Origin of the sequence: Mycolicibacterium bacteremicum (genome assembly GCF_002086115.1) — a bacterium.
In the GTDB taxonomy this organism is placed as follows: domain Bacteria; phylum Actinomycetota; class Actinomycetes; order Mycobacteriales; family Mycobacteriaceae; genus Mycobacterium; species Mycobacterium bacteremicum.
The window spans coordinates 98,354-115,511 of the sequence record NZ_MVHJ01000007.1 but is presented as its reverse complement, the minus strand read 5'-3'; the positions used below and the strand labels follow the sequence as shown (position 1 = coordinate 115,511).

Sequence of the window (17,158 nt, the reverse complement as noted above, 5' to 3'; positions counted from 1 at the left end):
GCGGATACCGTAAAGCGGGTCGATGAGTTCCGATGTCCTTGACCCGGCCTCGACCGGCCTGCTAAGCAGGTGCTCAGGAGCGCCAGCCCCGTTCGACTCCGCCCACCGATGGAGCACCGATGTCACAGCCCACCACCGCACCTGCCGATCTGTACTACGACCCGTACAACATCGAACTCAACATCGATCCGTACGCGGTGTTCGCCCGGCTGCGGGAGGAGGCGCCGCTGTACTACAACGAACAGCACGACTTCTACGCCCTGAGCCGTTATGACGATGTCAATGCCGGCGTCATCGACCATGAGACGTTCATCTCCGGCCGCGGCGCGGTGCTGGAGATCATCAAGAGCGGCATGGAGATCCCGCCGGGCACCCTGATCTTCGAAGATCCGCCGATCCACAACATCCACCGGAATCTGTTGTCGCGGATGTTCACCCCGCGCAAGGTCCTCGCTCTGGAGCCGCAGATCCGCGAGTTCACCGCGCGGTGCCTCGACCCGATCGTCGGGACCGGCCGCTTCGATTTCGTCAACGATCTCGGCGAGCAGATGCCCATGCGGGTGATCGGGATGCTGCTGGGCATCCCCGAGGACCGCCAGCGCCAGATCACCGCACACGGCGAGGAGACGCTGCAGGGGCAGAAACTCGAGGGCCTGGCCACCGGCGAGGTGTTCGCCGAGTTCATCGACTGGCGCACCGAGCATCCATCGGACGACATCATGACCGATCTGCTCAACGCCGAGTTCGAGGATGAGACCGGCACCCGGCGCACACTGCGCCGCGATGAATTGCTGCTGTATCTGACCGTCATCGCCACCGCCGGGTCGGAGACGACCACCCGGCTCATCGGCTGGGCCGGTAAGACGCTGGCCGACCATCCCGATCAGCGCCGGGCCCTGGTGGACAATCCTGCGCTCATCCCTCAGGCGATCGAGGAGATCCTGCGCTGGGAGCCGCCGGCGCTGCAGATCGCCCGCTACGTCACCCGCGATGTCGAGTATTACGGGCAGACGGTGCCGGCGGGCTCGGCGATGCTGATGCTCGTCGGTGCGGCCAACCGGGACCACCGCCGCTTCGCCCCGGACGGCGACGTCTTCGACATCTACCGGGAACACCGCTCGCACATGACGTTCGGTGCCGGTACGCACTTCTGCATGGGCAACGCGCTGGCCCGCCTGGAAGGGCGGATCGCGTTGGAGGAGATCCTCAAACGCTTCCCGGAGTGGGAGGTCGACTGGCCGAACGCCGTGCCGTCGGAGACCGCCGCGGTCCGCGGCTGGGCCGCGATGCCGACCCTGCTCTAGCTGGCCGGCACCAGGTCGGCGGCAACGGACGGACAGGACATCACGCCGCAGCGGAACAGCTCGGTGCGGTCCACCGCGTCGGTGTCCCCGGCGGCGGCCAGCGCCTGTGCCTTGAAGGCGCGCGCCGCCGCGCTCAGCTCGTGCTGGACGAAATCCACTGTGCTGTCCAGCTCCTGGGGCCAGCTCTCACCCCACAGCGTTACCTCGGTCATCCCCTGATCCAGGGCGCCCATGACGCCCTCGCGCACCCGGGCGTCGCTGACGAACAGGTCCGCGGCCACCGCCACGGTCTGCGGGTGCGGGCGCTCCTCCCACAGCTGCATGGCAGTTTCCAGATCGCCGGTCTCGACACCGAGGATCTGCAGCGGGCGGATATCGCCGTCGTCGTCGCCGGAGATCAGCACGGTCACATCCCAACCGGCCATCACGCGATCCACGAGCCAGCCGCCGGCGTTGCGGACCACTTCGGCCACGCTGGGCGCCACCACGTCGAGCCGGTACCTCATAGCGAACTCCTGTCCCGTGTCGTCTCCGGAGCGAAATCGCGAACCAGCGCCTCGGTGTATCCCTTGAACACGTCGGCGAGAGGAATCGAAGGATCGAGTAGCCATGCGGTCTCCATTCCATTGACGAAAGCGAGGATCTCCACGGCCTTTGCGGCCGGGTCGAGGTCTGCGCGGTAACGGCCGTCGGCCTGCCCACGCCGGATGGCATCGGCGACGATCGCGACGGCGGCCTGCTGCCGGGCGACCAGCCGGTCGTGCAGCGGGGCGTCGGGCTGGATGTTTTCCACCAGCAGCACGGTGAAGGTGCCCACCAGCGCCGGCGCCCGGTGGAAACGTTCGGCCACCCGGCCGATGTTGGCGATCAGATCGCCGCCGCGGTCGGCATGGGTGTCATCGTCGAAATCACGCGCGTCCAACACGGCGTGCAGGAGCTGCTCCTTGGATTCGAAGTGGTGCAGCAGGCCGGCGGCACTCACCCCGGCTTCCCGGGCGATCTGGGCCAGCGAGGTGTTGCGCCAGCCGTTGCGGGCCAGCAGGGTCTCGGCAGCAATGAGAATGCGCTGCTTACGGTCCTCGCCCTTGGCCAGCAACGACTCGTAGGGCCGAGGGCCGGATGCCGCAGATGTCGCCGTCACCGCTCTCCTCGTCACGTTCGCGAACCAACCAACTGAACACACAGTAGGTTGGTTGGGCGGCCTGTGACAAGGGTCTCACTTAACAAATTTGTCGACAGGTGTCACGACCTGCGGCGTTACACCTACACCGGAAAGTGTCCTACAGGCCCAGATCCTTGGCGATGATCACCTTCATGACCTCGCTGGTACCGGCGTAGATCCGCGCGACCCGGGCATCGGTGTACAACCGGGCGATCGGATACTCCATCATGTAGCCGTAGCCGCCGAACAGTTGTAGGCAGCGGTCGATCACCCGGGCCTGCATCTCGGTGCAGAACAGTTTCACCCGGGCCGCGTCGGCCGCCGACAGTTCGCCGTCGACGTGCAGTGCCACCGCCCGGTCCAGCATCGCCTGGGCGGCCTCCACCTCCGTCGAACAGGCGGCCAGTTCGAACTTGGTGTTCTGGAAGGACGCCACCGGCGTACCGAACGCCTTGCGATCCTTGGTGTAGCCGATGGCCGCGGCGATCGCCGATCGGGCCTGCGCCACCGAACCCACCGCGACGGTCAATCGTTCCTGGGGAAGGTTGTGCCCCAGGTAGCCGAACGCCTCGCCCTCCTCGCCGAGCACGTTGGCCGCGGGCACCCGGACATCGACGAACGACAACTCGGCGGTGTCCTGCACCTTGCAGCCCATCTTCTCCAGTTCGCGGCCGCGGGTGAAGCCGGGCATCCCGTCCTCCACTACCAGCAGGGTCAAACCCTTTCGCCGGTTGTCGGGATCGGTGGCGGTGCGCGCGACCACGATGACCAGGTCGGCCTGCATACCGCCGGTGATGAAGGTCTTGGCGCCGTTGAGGATCCAGTCGTCTCCGTCACGTACCGCGGTGGTGCGCATACCCGCCAGATCGGACCCGGTACCCGGTTCGGTCATCGCCACGGCGGTCAGCAGGGTGCCGTCGGCGAGCCCGGGGAACCACCGCTTGCGCTGCTCCTCGTCGGCGTAGTGCAGGAAATACGGCAGGATCACCTCGAGCTGGGTGCGCACCGTGGACAGGGTCACCAGCGCGCGCGCCGCCTCTTCTTGCAGCACCACGTTGTAGCGGTAGTCCGGTGCGTCTCCGCCGCCGTACTCCCCCGGGATGGCCATGCCCAACATGCCGAGGGCGCCCATCTTCTCGAACACCGCGCGCGGCATGCGCCCGCCCTTCTCCCACTCGGGATAGGCCGGTACGACCTCCTTCTCGACGAAGTCGCGGGCGAGTTCACGGAACGCCTCGTGGTCCTCGGTGAAGATATTGCGTTGCATGAGAAATACCCTTTCGCTCAGGCCACGAGCTCGACCAGCGTGGCGTTGGCGGTACCGCCGCCCTCACACATGGTCTGCAGTCCGTATCGGATTCCGTTGTCCCGCATGTGGTGGATCATCCTGGTCATCAGCACCGCGCCTGAGGCGCCGAGCGGATGCCCCAGCGAGATGGCCCCACCGAGCGGGTTGAGCTTCGCCTCGTCGGCCCCGGTCTCGGCGAGCCAGGCCAGCGGCACCGGCGCGAACGCCTCGTTGACCTCGAAAACCCCGACCTCGTCGATGCCGACACCGGCCTTGTGCAACACCTTCTCCGTCGCCGGAATGGGGCCGGTCAGCATCAGCACCGGATCGGCGCCGGTCACCGCGCCCGCGCGGTACCGCACCAGCGGGGTCAGGCCCAGATTGAGCGCCTGGTCGGCGGTCATCACCAGCAACGCCGCCGCACCGTCGGAGATCTGCGAGGAGTTGCCCGCGTGGATGACGCCGTCTTCCTGAAACGCCGGCTTGAGGTTCGCGAGCTTCTCGACCGTCGTGCCGCGGCGGATGCCCTCGTCGCCGGTGATGACGTCGGATTCGGTGAACACCGGCACGATCTGGTCGATGAACGCGCCGGCATCCTGGGCCGCCGCGGCCCGCTCATGCGATTGCGCCGAGTACTCGTCGCAGCGGGTGCGGGACAGGCCCCACTTCTGGCAGATCAGCTCGGCCGAGATGCCCTGATTGAAGGAGAAGTCGTCGTAGCGGGCGAAGACCTTGGGACCATAGGGCTGGCCGGTGGCGCGGGCCGACCCCAACGGCACCCGGCTCATCACCTCGACGCCACCGGCCACGACGATGTCCTGCTGACCCGACATGACGGCCTGCACCGCGAAATCCAGTGCCTGCTGGCTCGATCCGCAGGCCCGGTTCACCGTGGTGCCCGGGATGGACTCCGGCCAGCCGGCGGCCAGCACGGCGTAGCGGCCGATGTTGCTCGATTGGTCGCCCACCTGGGATACGCAGCCCCACACCACATCGTCGACCAGGGCCGGATCGACGCCGGTCCGTTCGGAGAGCTCGTTGAGCACCAGGGCGGACAGATCGGCGGCGTGCTGATCGGACAGGCCGCCGTTGCGTTTTCCGACCGGGGTGCGCACGGCTCCGACGATGACTGTCTCGCGCATCTCTACTACTCCTTCGTGACGGGCGGGACCGCCCAGGTTCCGGTGAATGACGGGTCTCGTTTGGCGGCGAAGGCCGCGTAGGCCTCGGCCGAGTCGGTGGTGGCGAAATTGCCGGGCTGGGCCCGGGACTCGTTGGCCAACGCCTCGGCGAACGTGGCCGTCGCACCGTCGTTGAGCAGCGCCTTGCTCTGCGCCAGCGCATACGGCGGCCCGTCGGCAATCCGGCGCGCCACGGCGTCGACGAAGTCGTCGATCTCATCGGCCGCGCGCACCCAGGTGACCAGTCCGAGCTCGTGCGCCTCGCCGGCGTCGATCATATCTGCCAGCAGCACAAGGCGTTTGGCCTGCTGCAGGCCGACGAGCTTGGGCAGCAGCCAGGATCCCCCGAGGTCGACCGACAACCCCCGCTTGGCGAAGATCTGGCTGAACTTCGATTCCGGGGTGGCCACCACCAGGTCGCATCCCAGTGCCAGATTCCAGCCGGCGCCGACCGCGACCCCGTGGACCTTGGCGATCGTCGGCACCGTCAGATTGTGCAGGGCCAGCGCCACATCGGTGAGCCGCTGCAGCTTACGGCGCGGGTGCACCGCCTCACCGGTCCCGATATCGGCTCCCGAACAGAACGCGCCGCCCGCTCCGGTCAGCACGACTGCCCGCACGGTGTCATCGGTGTCGGCTGCCCGCAGTGCCCCGGCCAGCGCATGCCACAGTTCGACGTCGATGGCGTTCTTGCGGTGCGGCCGGTTCAGCGTCAGGGTGCGCACCCCGGCACGGTCGTCGATCAACAGGGAGTCAGCCATCGGCACGGTCCCTCCGCTGCCATCCGTCGAGACTCCCACCCGGCACCGCATCTCGGCGATATCGATCCCTGAGGTGAATCGGGCGGCCGATGTCGGCTTTCATGATCCGTACTCCGGGCCGATCGCTCCGTCGGCGCGCAGGTCGGCCAGTTGCGCTGCGGTGTAACCGAGTTCGGTCAACACGGGATCGGTGTGCTCGCCCAGCCCCGGCACCGGGCCCATGCCCAGCTCGAGGCCGCTGATCACCGGGGGCGGCAGCAGCGCCGCGATATCCCCGTTGGGGGTGGCGACCTGGCGCCACCGGTCGCGGGCCTGCAGATGCGGATGGGCGATGACCTCGCTGGGCTTGTTGTAGCGCGAGTTGCCGATACCGGCGGCATCGGCGGTCCGCTGGATATCGTCGAGATCGTGCCGAGCACACCAGGACTCGATCGCGGCATTGAGTTCGTCGCGATGGGAGCAGCGCTGCGGGTTGGTGGCGAAGCGGGGATCATCGGCCAAATCGGGGCGGTCGATGATCTCGCGGGCCAGCCGCTGCCACTCCCGGTCGTTGGTAGTGCCGAGTACGACGGTCTGCCCATCGCGGGTGCCGAACGACCCGTACGGCGCCACCGCCGGTGAGCTCATGCCCAGCGGCTCCTGGTCGATACCGGAATGCTGGGTGTAGGTCAGCTGGTATCCCATGATGTCGGTCATCGTGTCGAACAGGCTGACCGCGACGGCCGGCGCAGCATCTTCCGCGCCGTTGCGGGCCCGGCCCAGTAACAGCGCCATGATCGACAACGCCGAGTACAGGCCGGTGGTGATGTCGGCGACCGGGGCGCCGGGCTTGGCGGGCATCCCGGGATATCCGGTGGCCGCGCACGAACCGGATTCCGCCTGCACCAGCAGGTCATAGGCACGCTTCTGGGACAGCGGACCGCCGGGGCCGTAGCCGTCGATCTCCAGCGGGATCACCTGCGGGTGGCGCCGCCGCAGGTCGTCGGGTCCCAGGCCCAACCGCGCGGTGGCGCCGGGCGCCAGATTCGAGACGAAGGCGTCCGCGCCGTCCAGCAACCGGTGCAGCACGTCCATGCCGGCCGACGACTTCAGGTTGAGTGTGACGGACTGCTTGCCACGGTTGGCCCAGACGAAGTGGGCAGCCATCCCGTTGACGACGTCGTCGTAGTCGCGGGCGAAGTCGCCACCGTTGGGGTTCTCGATCTTGATGACCCGGGCGCCGAAGTCGGCGAGCACCCTCGTGCACATCGGGGCGGATACCGCCTGCTCCATGGCGATGACGGTGACCCCGTTAAGCGGTGCGCTCACGACCCTCACATAACCATGCCGCGTCCGGCCCGCCGACGGGGCCCCATCAGTAGCTCTTGGGCAGGCCGAGGACGTTGGCGCCCAGGAAGTTCAGGATCATCTCTTGGCTGACGGGAGCGATCTTCATCAGGCGCGACTCCCGAAAGAACCGGGAGATGTTGTATTCCTCGGAGTAGCCCATGCCGCCGTGTGTCTGCAACGCGCGGTCGGCGGCGTCGAACCCGGCGTCGGCGCACAGATACTTGGCCATATTGGCCTCGCGCCCACAGGATTTGCCGTTGTCGTAGAGCCACGTCGCCTTGCGCAGGATCAGCTCCGCGGCGTCCAGGCGGGCCAGCGAGTCGGCCAGCGGGAACTGGATCCCCTGGTTCATCCCGATGGGACGGTCGAAGACCACCCGATCGTTGGCGTACTTCACCGCGCGGTCCAACGCCACCCGGCCGATGCCCAGCGCCTCGGCGGCGATCAGCATCCGCTCCGGGTTCAGGCCGTGCAGGATGTAGGAGAAGCCCTTGCCCTCCTCCCCGATGCGATGCGCCGCCGGGATCCGCAGATCGTCGATGAAGACCTCATTGGAGGACACCGCGTTGCGGCCCATCTTCTTGATCGGCCGGATGTCGACATGGTCGCGGTCGATGTCGGTGAGGAACAGGGTCAGACCATCGGTGGGCTTGGCCGCCTCGTCACGCGGGGTGGTGCGGGTCAACAGCAGGATCTTCTCGGACTCCAGCGCCTTGGAGATCCAGACCTTGCGACCGTTCACGATGTAGTCACCGGTCGAGTCGTTGCCACTGCGTTTGGCGAACGTGGTGATGCGCGAGGTGTCCAGTCCGGCACCGGGTTCCGTGACGCCGAAGCAGACGTGCAGGTCGCCGTTGGCGATCCGCGGCAGCGTCTCGGCCTTCATCTCGTCGGAGCCGAACACGACGACCGGTTGCATGCCGAAGATCGACATGTGGATCGAGCTGGCGGCATTCATACCGCCGCCCGAGCGGGCCACCTCCTCGGCCAGGATGGTGGCCTCGGTGATGCCCAGACCGTGCCCGCCGTATTCCTCGGGGATGGTCATCCCCAGCCAGCCGCCGGCGGCGATCGCCTCGTAGAACTCGGTCGGGAATTCGTGAGCCTGGTCCTTCTCCATCCAGTAGTGGTCGTCGAACCGGGCCGACAGCTCGGCCACCGACTTACGGATCAGCTGCTGATCCTCGGTCAGTTCGAAGTTCATTCCGGACACTGTTCTCTCCTCAATGATGAAGCCACATGCTCACGCGCCAGCGCGCAGCGCTGCGCGCCGGTCTCCTGTCGGTGAATCCGGTCTAGTCCTTGACGCCGGTGACAGCCCGCGCATTGGCGGTGAAATCGGCGACGCTGGACCCGCCACGCTTGTCGTGGTTGCTCAGCGCCTGGATCGAGACATCGTGTCCCTCGGCCTGTTTGCGCAGCGAGCCGACGGTGGCCTGCTCGCGCGGGATGTGGGCGAAGGGTTCGAAGTGATACAGCCGCATCGCGTTCTCGTGGGTGATCTTGTTGATCTCGTCATCGGGTACCTCATAGGTGTCGAAGACGGCGTGTAGCTCCTCCGGCGCCCCGGGCCACATCGAGTCCGAGTGCGGGTAGTCCATCTCCCAGCAGATGTTGTCCACCCCGATCATGTGCCGGTTCTTCACCCCCACCGGATCGGAGATGAAGCACGTCATGAAGTGCTCGCGGAACACCTCCGAGGGCAGCTTGCCGCCGAAGTCCTGATGCGTCCACGTCGAATGCATCTCGTAGGTGCGGTCCACCCGGTCCAGGAAGTACGGAATCCACCCGGTGCCACCCTCACTGAGAGCGATCTTGAGATCCGGATAGGCCTTGATCGGCGCCGACCACAACAGGTCTGCCGCGGCCTGCACGATGTTCATCGGCTGCAGCGTGATCATCACGTCCATCGGCGCATCCGGGGCGGTGATCGCCAACCGGCCCGAGGACCCGATGTGCACATTCATCACCGTGTCGGTGTCGACCAGCGCATCCCACAACGGCTTCCAGTACTCCAGATCGTGAAAGCTGGGATACCCCAACGCCGACGGGTTCTCGGTGAAGGTCAGCGAGTGCACACCCTTCTTCGACACCCGGCGGATCTCATCGGCACACAGCTGCGGGTCCCAGATCGCCGGGATGGCCATCGGGATGAACCGGCCCGGGTGCGAACCGCACCACTCGTCGATGTGCCAGTCGTTGTAGGCCTGCACCAGCGCCAGCGAGAAGTCGGCGTCCTCGGTGGCGAACAGCCGCGCGGCGAAGCCCGGGAAGGACGGGAAGTTCATGGTGGCCAGCACGCCACCGGCATTCATGTCCTTGACCCGCTCGGCCGCGTCGTAACAGCCCTTGCGGATCTCGTCGAGACCCTGAGGCTCCAGTCCGTACTCCTCCTTCGGGCGGCCGGCCACCGCGTTGAGCGCCACGTTCGGGATCACGGTGTCGCGGAACTGCCAGGTGTCCGAGCCGTCGGGGTTGTGCACCAACCGCGGCGCCTCGTCCCGGTACTTCGCCGGCAGATGGTTGGCGAACATGTCCGGTGGCTCGATGATGTGGTCGTCCACGCTGATCAAGATCATGTCGTCGATATGCACGGCTGCGTCCCTTTCGCCGGTGGCGGGTCTGGGTTCTCTCTATATGCAAACTAACTTCTCTTCGGGCGAGAATCAACGTCCGAAAGCCGTCCACATGCCTCTGACCGCGCTGTTTTGCCCGACCACCACGGCCATCGGGGCGTGCAACCAGGCCTGCACTATTGACCTTACGACCCAGGGGTGGAAATCTGTTAGTCAGATATGAGAATATGATTCTCGTAGCGGAGAAGACGGGCCTGAAGGACCGTCCCGACCCATCGCACACAGGAGAGGTACACCGTGGCATTTTTCCCGAAACCGGCTGCCGGCAGCTGGACCGAGAACTGGCCCGAACTCGGGACCGCCCCGGTCAACTACGAGGATTCGATCGACCCGGAACACTGGAAGCTCGAACAGCAGGCCATCTTCCGCAAGACATGGCTGCACATGGGCCGGGTCGAACTCGTCCCCAAGAAGGGCCGGTACGTCACCCGCGAGCTGCCGTCCGTCGGTCCCGGCGTGTCGATCATCATCGTCAACGACGGCGAGCAGATCCGCGCCTTCTACAACCTGTGCCGGCACCGCGGCAACAAGCTGGTGTGGAACGACTACCCCGGCGAGGAGGTGTCGGGCAGCTGCCGCCAGTTCGTCTGCAAGTACCACGCCTGGCGCTACGACCTCAAGGGCGATCTGACGTTCGTGCAGCAGGAAAGCGAATTCTTCGACCTCGACAAGGCCGACTACCCGCTCAAGCCGGTGCGCTGCGAGGTCTGGGAAGGCTTCATCTTCGTCAACTTCGACGATGACGCGGTGTCGCTGGAGGAGTTCCTCGGCGACTTCGGGCAGGGCCTCAAGGGTTACCCGTTCCACGAGATGACCGAGCACTACAGCTACCGCTCGGAGGTCAAAGCCAACTGGAAGCTGTTCATCGACGCGTTCACCGAGTTCTACCACGCGCCGATCCTGCACATGAAGCAGGCCGAGAAGGAGGAGGCCGAGAAGCTGGCCAACTTCGGCTTCGAGGCGCTGGCCTACGACATCAAGGGTGACCACTCCATGGTGTCGTCATGGGGCGGTATGTCCCCGCCCAAGGACCTCAACATGGTCAAGCCGATCGAACGCATTCTGCACAGCGGTCTGTTCGGACCGTGGGACCGGCCCGACATCAAGGGCATCCTGCCCGACGAACTGCCGCCGGCCATCAACCCGGGTCGCCACAAGACCTGGGGCACCGACTCGTTCGAGTTCTTCCCGAACTGGACGCTGCTGTTCTGGGCGCCCGGTTGGTACCTCACGTACAACTACTGGCCCACCGGGGTGGACAGCCACATCTTCGAGGCCGACCTGTACTTCGTGCCGCCGAAGAACCTGCGCGAGCGTCTGTCGCAGGAACTGGCCGCGGTGACGTTCAAGGAGTACGCGTTCCAGGACGCCAACACCCTGGAGGCCACCCAGACCCAGATCGGCACCCGCGCCGTGACCGAGTTCCCGCTGTGCGACCAGGAGATCCTGCTTCGTCACCTGCACATGACCGCGCACCAGTACGTTGACCGGTACAAGGCCGAGCAGGCAGCCAAGTCCAACGGGGCGAGCAACGGCGCCGCCAGTGACGCGAAGGTGTCGGAAAAGGAGCAGGTGAATGTCTAAGTTGCCCGAGGAATTCGCCGACCTGGAGCGGTTCGCCGACTGGTGCCTGCCCACCGAGGAGGAGCGCTACCAGAAGCGGCTGAACTCCACGATGGCCGAGATGCAGGAGCTCTACGACGCCGGAATGGCGCGGCTGGAGGACATCATGGTCTACGTCGATGCCCGCTTCCCGCTCAAGAGCATGCCCGATGACGCGAAAGCATTGGTGCACCTCGGCCAGTCGATCGTGATGGTCAGCTTCCCCATCGAGGTGTGGAAGCAACCGCGTGTGCTCGATAGCGGGGCCGCCTACATCAACCTCATCAAGGAGCCGGTGGTCTGATCGTGCTGACCCTCAAAGCTGCGGGTCTTCTCGACGTCGATGCCGGGGCGATTGTTCGCCCCGGCATCGTTCGTGTCGACGGGGACCGGATCATCGCCGTCGGAGACGGCACGTCAGATTCGGCAATCGGCTCCGACGACGAGGTCATCGATCTGGGCGACGCCATTCTCCTGCCCGGCCTGATGGACATGGAGGTCAACCTGCTGATGGGCGGCCGGGGCGAGAACCCGGGACTGTCCCAGGTGCAGGACGATCCGCCGACCCGGGTGTTGCGAGCGGTGGGCAATGCCCGCCGCACCTTGCGCGCCGGGTTCACCACCGTGCGCAACCTCGGACTGTTCGTCAAGACCGGCGGTTATCTGCTGGACGTCGCGCTGGGCAAGGCGATCGACGCCGGATGGGTCGATGGACCGCGCATCGTGCCGGCCGGACATGCCATCACACCGACCGGCGGCCACCTCGACCCGACGATGTTCGCCGCATTCATGCCCGGTGCACTCGAACTCACCGTCGAGGAAGGCATCGCCAACGGCGTCGACGAAATTCGCAAGGCCGTGCGCTATCAGATCAAGCACGGCGCCCAGCTGATCAAGGTATGCGTCTCCGGTGGCGTCATGTCGCTGACCGGCGAGGCCGGTGCCCAGCACTATTCGGACGAGGAACTGCGCGCGATCGTCGACGAGGCGCACCGGAGGGGATTGCGCGTCGCCGCGCACACCCACGGGGCCGAGGCCGTCAAGCACGCGGTGGCCTGCGGTATCGACTGCATCGAACACGGCTTCCTGATGGACGACGAGGCCATCCAGATGCTGGTCGAGCACGACCGGTTCCTGGTGACCACCCGCCGACTGGCACAGGCGATGGATGTCTCCAAGGCACCGAAGGCACTGCAGGACAAGGCGGCCGAAATGTTCCCCAAGGCCGAGACCTCGATCAAGGCAGCGTATGAGGCGGGCGTGAAAATCGCCGTCGGCACCGATGCCCCGGCGATCCCGCACGGCAAGAACGCCGACGAACTGGTCACCCTTGTCGAATGGGGCATGCCCGCGGACGCGGTACTGCGCTCGGCGACCACCATCGCGGCGGATCTCATCAACGCCAAGGATCTCGGGCGGCTGGCCGAGGGATACCTGGCCGACATCATCGCCGTGCCCGGCGACCCCCTGCAGGACATCACCGTTACACGAACGGTTACATTTGTAATGAAGGGCGGTAAGGTCTACAAGAATGAGTACGCCGATGACTCCACGTCGCACTGACGACCTGATCGAGATCCAGCAGGTGCTGGCCAAATACGCGGTCACCATCACCCAAGGTGACATCGAGGGACTGGTCAGCGTCTTCACCCCGGACGGCACCTACAGTGCATTCGGCGAAACCTATGCGCTGGAACGCTTTCCGGTGCTCGTCGACGCCGCCCCCAAGGGCCTGTTCATGACCGGCACCGCGTTGATCGACCTCGTCGAGGGCGCGGACGAGGCCACCGGCACGCAGCCGCTGTGCTTCATCGAGCACTCGGCGCACGATATGCGGATCGGCTACTACCGCGACACCTATCTGCGCACCGCGGATGGTTGGCGGCTGCGGACCAGGGCGATGACCTTCATCCGTCGCAGCGGCGCGCACGATCACGGCAAGCCGCACGCGATCGGACGGCCGTCGGCATGAGCGAGCGAATCATGGATCTGCAATGCGGGAACCGAGCCTGCGAGGTAACCGCATGAGCGAGCGAGGCGAGCGAATCATGGATCGCGCGAGCGAGCTGCACGAACCCACCGCGTTCCGCACCGCGCTGCGGGAGTGGCTGGCCGACAACGATCTGACCCCGCCGGAGGATCGCTCGCTGGAGGGCCACATCCGCCAGTTCGCCCGGGTGCAGAGGGCGTTGTACGACGCGGGTTGGAGCCGTTACGGCTGGCCCGAACACGCCGGCGGTCTCGGCGGTCCGGCGATCCTGCGGGCCATCGTCGGCGAAGAGGTGGTGGGCCGGCGACTGGCCGAGCCCGGACCGTACTCGATGCTCGAGGTGCTCGCACCGACGATGATCGACTACGCCTCACCCGAACTGGCCGCCGAGATGGTGCCCAAGCTGCTGTCCGGTGAAGAGCAGTGGTGCCAGGGGTTCTCCGAACCGGGTTCGGGAAGCGACCTGGCGTCGTTGACCACGAAAGCCGTCCAGGATGGCGACCACTGGATCATTAATGGCCAGAAGGTGTGGACCAGCTTCGCGCAGTTCTCGCACCGCTGCATCCTGCTCACCCGCACCGGTGAGGGCCACCAAGGAATTACGGCGTTCTTCGTCGACGTCGACACCCCGGGTATCAGCGTGCGCCCGCTGCACACCATGCACGGGGTCGACGAGTTCTGCGAGGTCTACTTCGACGATGTCGTCGTCGGAGCGGACCGCATGCTCGGAAAGCCCGGTGACGGCTGGCAATTGGCGATGGACCTGCTGCCCTATGAGCGCTCCACCTGCTTCTGGCAGCGCATCGCCTATCTCTACTCCCGTTTCGACGCACTGATCGAGGACGTCAAACGGCAGGGTTCGGGCGTCGACACCGACCTCGGCGAGGCGTACCTGGCACTGCACACTCTCCGGTGCCGGTCCCGGGCCACCCAGCTGCGGCTGGCCGAGGGCCACCGGCTCGGCGCCGACACGTCGATCGACAAGGTGCTGCTGGCCGGTGCCGAACAGCGGCTCTACGACACGGTGCGCGATCTGCAGCCAGGCCTGATCGAACTGGACGACAACGAGTGGCGGTCCGAGTTCCTGTATTCGCGGGCGGCCACCATCTACGGCGGGACGGCCGAGGTGCAACGCAACATCATCGCCCGTCGCCTGCTGGACCTCGGGAAGGAATAGACGTGGACACCCGCGAAGTCGAACTGCTCGAAGACACGCTGCGCAAGACCATGCTCGCCAAATCGGGCGCCGAGCTGGACGCGGCGCTGATGGAGCTGGGCTGGGCCGAGATGCTCACCGACATCCCCGAACTGGCGGTTCCGCTGGTGTTCCGACTTCTCGGAGAAACCGGTTCGCACGCCTCCGTCCTGGTCGACGTGGTGCTCAACGCCACGGGTAACACCATCGGCGACACCGTCGAATTGCCGCTGCCCTACGCCAACAACACCTGGGTGGTGTGGGACCGCAGCGCCGAACCGCGGCCATCGGCAACGCTCGGCGGGCTCCCCCTCTTCCCGGAGGAAGAGGGCTACCCCATCCGGATCGCCGAGGCCCGGGTGGCGGTGAGCTGGTGGATGATCGGGTCGGCGCGGGCGATGCTGAACCTGGCGCGCACGCATGCCGTGGACCGGGTGCAGTTCGGCAAGCCCATCGCGTCCTTCCAGGCGGTGCGACACCGGCTGGCCGAGACCCTGGTGGCCATCGAGGGCGCCGAGGCGACGTTGACGCTGCCCGGCGTGGACAACCCGGACCTGACCGCGCTGCTGGCCAAGGCCGCCGCCGGCAAGGCGGCGCTGACCGCCGCCAAGCACTGCCAGCAGGTGCTCGGCGGGATCGGCTTCACCGAAGAACATGATCTCCACCACCATGTGAAGCGTGCGATGGTGCTCGACGGGCTGTTCGGTAACTCCCGTGAGCTGACCCGCAAAGCGGGCGCCGGTCTGCGGGCGCGGGGGTCGGCGCCGCGCCTCGCGCAACTCTGAACCATCGCGCGGCGAAGCGGTTTCTGCAGCTCTTCCGCGGTTTCACGGTTCCCCGTAGCTATCTCGGAGGTACTCGCACCAGAGGAAAAGCCGGTTTTCCGGTAAGTCTTCTGAAACTGCGAAAATGAGAATAGTATTCTCGCCATGAGAAAGCTAGAGTCTCCGACACGTAGGTCGCGAGGGGGTGGGGCGAAGCAATGCCCAGGCATTCTCCGGTACAGTCCATTCATGTTCTCCCCACTGGTGAGGCGTCGGTGACCACCGCAAGCGAAGAACCCGCCTGGAAGCAGCGCGCCGTCGAGCGGTCGATCAAGACCGCCAAACTGCGTGCCGCTCAACGCGTCCAGCGCTTCTTGGACGCCGCCCAGTCGATCATCATCGAGAAGGGCAGCACCGACTTCACCGTGCAGGAGGTCGTGGACCGCTCGCGGCAGTCGCTGCGCAGCTTCTACCTCCAATTCGATGGCAAGCACGAGCTGCTGCTCGCCCTCTTCGAGGACGCCCTGAGCCGGTCGGCGGATCAGATTCGCGCCGCGACGGCCAGCCAGACCGATCCGATCGAGCGACTCAAGGTCGCCATCGAGCTGCTGTTCGAGTCCTCGCGACCGGATCCAACTGCCAAACGGCCGCTGTTCACCGATTTCGCACCTCGACTGCTGGTATCCCATCCCTCCGAGGTCAAGGTGGCGCACGCGCCGCTGTTGGTGCTGCTGACCGAGTTGATGGAAGAGGCGTCCGCGGCCGGCCGGCTGCGACCGTCGGTCAATCCCCGCCGGATGGCAGCGATGACCATGCAGACGGTCATGTTCGTCGCCCAGTCCAGCGGCAGCGACGATGCCACCAACAAGCCGATCACGGCCGCCGAGGTCTGGGACTTCGTGGCACACGGTTTCACCACCGAAGACTGATCCTCGTCCGCGGGGACGGCGCTTCACCGTGCCCGTATGAGAACGGCATTCTTCTAAGCGAAGAGTTTAAATATCCCGAATTGAATCTGTCGTTGACACCGACCGCCACCGGTGACAGAGTGCTGAGCAAGTGCCAAGCAGGCCACGACATCAGCGCAGAATCGAGGAACCATGGCAGGGCGGGTAGAAGGCAAGGTCGCATTCATCACCGGTGCAGCACGCGGACAGGGCCGTAGCCATGCCGTCCGGCTCGCCGAAGAGGGCGCCGACATCATCGCGATCGACATCGCCGGACCGATCCGGCCCGGCGTCGACACCGCCATCCCGGCCTCGACCCCAGACGACCTGGCCGAGACCGCCAATCTGGTCAAGGGTCTCAACCGGCGCATCGTCACGGCCGAGGTCGACGTCCGCGATGCGGCCGCGGTGAAAGCCGCAGTCGACAGCGGCGTCGAGCAACTCGGCCGCCTCGACATCGTGGTGGCGAACGCCGGTATCGGCAACGGCGGCGACGTCCTGCACGAGACCAGCGAACTCGACTGGGACGAGATGATCGACATCAACCTGTCGGGCGTCTGGAAGTCGGTGAAAGCCGCTGTGCCGCACATCATCGCCGGCGGACGCGGCGGATCGATCATCCTCACCAGCTCGGTCGGCGGGCTAAAGGCCTACCCGCACTGCGGCAACTATGTGGCCGCCAAGCACGGCGTGGTCGGCCTGATGCGTGGCTTCGCCGTCGAACTGGGCCAGCACAACATCCGCGCCAACTCGGTGCACCCGACCCACGTCAGCACCCAGATGCTGCACAACGAGGGCACATTCAAGATGTTCCGGCCGGACCTGGAGAACCCGGGACCCGACGACATGGCGCCGATCTGCCAGCTGTTCCACACCCTGCCGGTGCCGTGGGTGGACGCGGTGGACATCAGCAATGCCGTGCTGTTCCTGGCATCCGACGAGGCCCGCTACGTCACCGGCGTCACGCTGCCGGTCGATGCCGGTAGCTGCCTGAAGTAG

General features: G+C 66.0%; 17 protein-coding genes. 9 read left to right on the top strand and 8 right to left on the bottom strand.

Annotation, left to right across the window (positions count from 1 at the left end; genetic code table 11):
• Positions 1–119 precede the first annotated feature (119 nt).
• On the top strand, positions 120–1,304 hold the full coding sequence (locus BST17_RS10565) for a cytochrome P450 (protein WP_083057725.1): 1,185 nt from the start codon (positions 120–122) through the stop codon (positions 1,302–1,304).
• Here the strand turns inward: BST17_RS10565 and BST17_RS10560 are convergent.
• The 8 genes from BST17_RS10560 to BST17_RS10525 all read right to left on the bottom strand — a co-directional run bounded on the left by BST17_RS10560 (position 1,301) and on the right by BST17_RS10525 (position 9,619).
• The gene (locus tag BST17_RS10560) at positions 1,301–1,810 is read right to left on the bottom strand and encodes a hypothetical protein (RefSeq protein ID WP_083057724.1); all 510 of its coding nucleotides are present in this window, start codon (positions 1,808–1,810) and stop codon (positions 1,301–1,303) included. The genes BST17_RS10565 and BST17_RS10560 overlap by 4 nt on opposite strands.
• Positions 1,807–2,445, bottom strand: a complete 639-nt coding sequence (locus BST17_RS10555; RefSeq protein WP_083057723.1) for a TetR/AcrR family transcriptional regulator — start codon at positions 2,443–2,445, stop codon at positions 1,807–1,809. The genes BST17_RS10560 and BST17_RS10555 overlap by 4 nt, the downstream gene beginning before the upstream one ends.
• Positions 2,446–2,584: 139 nt before the next feature.
• Positions 2,585–3,733, bottom strand: coding sequence for an acyl-CoA dehydrogenase family protein (locus BST17_RS10550; RefSeq protein WP_083057722.1), 1,149 nt, complete (start codon positions 3,731–3,733; stop codon positions 2,585–2,587).
• A 17-nt stretch (positions 3,734–3,750) separates the two neighbouring features.
• Positions 3,751–4,896, bottom strand: coding sequence for a thiolase family protein (locus BST17_RS10545; protein ID WP_083057721.1), 1,146 nt, complete (start codon positions 4,894–4,896; stop codon positions 3,751–3,753).
• Between the two features lie 5 nt (positions 4,897–4,901).
• Entirely contained in the window at positions 4,902–5,696 is a 795-nt protein-coding gene (locus BST17_RS10540; protein WP_083057720.1) for an enoyl-CoA hydratase/isomerase family protein, read from the bottom strand.
• 99 nt (positions 5,697–5,795) lie between these two features.
• Positions 5,796–7,004 carry a CaiB/BaiF CoA transferase family protein gene (locus BST17_RS10535; RefSeq protein ID WP_264001991.1) on the bottom strand — a complete coding sequence of 403 codons (1,209 nt, stop codon included), beginning with the start codon at positions 7,002–7,004 and terminating at the stop codon, positions 5,796–5,798.
• Between the two features lie 46 nt (positions 7,005–7,050).
• Positions 7,051–8,229, bottom strand: coding sequence for an acyl-CoA dehydrogenase family protein (locus BST17_RS10530; RefSeq protein ID WP_083057719.1), 1,179 nt, complete (start codon positions 8,227–8,229; stop codon positions 7,051–7,053).
• Positions 8,230–8,320: 91 nt separating this feature from the next.
• Complete coding sequence (locus BST17_RS10525; protein WP_083057718.1) at positions 8,321–9,619, bottom strand: amidohydrolase family protein; 1,299 nt, start codon at positions 9,617–9,619, stop codon at positions 8,321–8,323.
• Between the two features lie 279 nt (positions 9,620–9,898).
• On the opposite strand from BST17_RS10525, the gene BST17_RS10520 reads away from it, so the two are divergent.
• The 8 genes from BST17_RS10520 (at position 9,899) to BST17_RS10485 (ending at position 17,158) form a co-directional block, all read left to right on the top strand.
• A complete protein-coding gene (locus BST17_RS10520) occupies positions 9,899–11,245 on the top strand; it encodes an aromatic ring-hydroxylating oxygenase subunit alpha (RefSeq protein WP_083057716.1) in 1,347 nt (448 codons plus the stop codon).
• Positions 11,238–11,567, top strand: coding sequence for a hypothetical protein (locus BST17_RS10515; protein ID WP_083057715.1), 330 nt, complete (start codon positions 11,238–11,240; stop codon positions 11,565–11,567). The genes BST17_RS10520 and BST17_RS10515 overlap by 8 nt, the downstream gene beginning before the upstream one ends.
• A 2-nt stretch (positions 11,568–11,569) precedes the next feature.
• Complete coding sequence (locus BST17_RS10510; RefSeq protein WP_083057713.1) at positions 11,570–12,826, top strand: metal-dependent hydrolase family protein; 1,257 nt, start codon at positions 11,570–11,572, stop codon at positions 12,824–12,826.
• On the top strand, positions 12,807–13,235 hold the full coding sequence (locus BST17_RS10505; protein ID WP_234807622.1) for a nuclear transport factor 2 family protein: 429 nt from the start codon (positions 12,807–12,809) through the stop codon (positions 13,233–13,235). The genes BST17_RS10510 and BST17_RS10505 overlap by 20 nt, the downstream gene beginning before the upstream one ends.
• A gap of 52 nt (positions 13,236–13,287) precedes the next feature.
• Positions 13,288–14,430: an acyl-CoA dehydrogenase family protein gene (locus BST17_RS10500; protein WP_234807621.1), complete on the top strand. Its 1,143-nt coding sequence runs from the start codon at positions 13,288–13,290 to the stop codon at positions 14,428–14,430.
• A gap of 50 nt (positions 14,431–14,480) precedes the next feature.
• Positions 14,481–15,233 (top strand): acyl-CoA dehydrogenase family protein, encoded by a 753-nt coding sequence (locus BST17_RS10495; protein WP_207573615.1) that lies wholly within the window; start codon positions 14,481–14,483, stop codon positions 15,231–15,233.
• Positions 15,234–15,430: 197 nt separating this feature from the next.
• The gene (locus BST17_RS10490; protein ID WP_083057709.1) at positions 15,431–16,141 is read left to right on the top strand and encodes a TetR/AcrR family transcriptional regulator; all 711 of its coding nucleotides are present in this window, start codon (positions 15,431–15,433) and stop codon (positions 16,139–16,141) included.
• Between the two features lie 171 nt (positions 16,142–16,312).
• Complete coding sequence (locus BST17_RS10485; RefSeq protein ID WP_030137338.1) at positions 16,313–17,158, top strand: mycofactocin-coupled SDR family oxidoreductase; 846 nt, start codon at positions 16,313–16,315, stop codon at positions 17,156–17,158.

Coding starts and splice junctions, on each gene's coding strand:
- BST17_RS10565 (WP_083057725.1), top strand. CDS start 120: ATGTCACAGCCCACCACCGCACCTGCCGATCTGTACTACGACCCGTAC.
- BST17_RS10560 (WP_083057724.1), bottom strand. CDS start 1,810: ATGAGGTACCGGCTCGACGTGGTGGCGCCCAGCGTGGCCGAAGTGGTC.
- BST17_RS10550 (WP_083057722.1), bottom strand. CDS start 3,733: ATGCAACGCAATATCTTCACCGAGGACCACGAGGCGTTCCGTGAACTC.
- BST17_RS10545 (WP_083057721.1), bottom strand. CDS start 4,896: ATGCGCGAGACAGTCATCGTCGGAGCCGTGCGCACCCCGGTCGGAAAA.
- BST17_RS10540 (WP_083057720.1), bottom strand. CDS start 5,696: ATGGCTGACTCCCTGTTGATCGACGACCGTGCCGGGGTGCGCACCCTG.
- BST17_RS10530 (WP_083057719.1), bottom strand. CDS start 8,229: ATGAACTTCGAACTGACCGAGGATCAGCAGCTGATCCGTAAGTCGGTG.
- BST17_RS10515 (WP_083057715.1), top strand. CDS start 11,238: ATGTCTAAGTTGCCCGAGGAATTCGCCGACCTGGAGCGGTTCGCCGAC.
- BST17_RS10505 (WP_234807622.1), top strand. CDS start 12,807: ATGACTCCACGTCGCACTGACGACCTGATCGAGATCCAGCAGGTGCTG.
- BST17_RS10500 (WP_234807621.1), top strand. CDS start 13,288: ATGAGCGAGCGAGGCGAGCGAATCATGGATCGCGCGAGCGAGCTGCAC.
- BST17_RS10495 (WP_207573615.1), top strand. CDS start 14,481: ATGCTCGCCAAATCGGGCGCCGAGCTGGACGCGGCGCTGATGGAGCTG.
- BST17_RS10490 (WP_083057709.1), top strand. CDS start 15,431: ATGCCCAGGCATTCTCCGGTACAGTCCATTCATGTTCTCCCCACTGGT.
- BST17_RS10485 (WP_030137338.1), top strand. CDS start 16,313: ATGGCAGGGCGGGTAGAAGGCAAGGTCGCATTCATCACCGGTGCAGCA.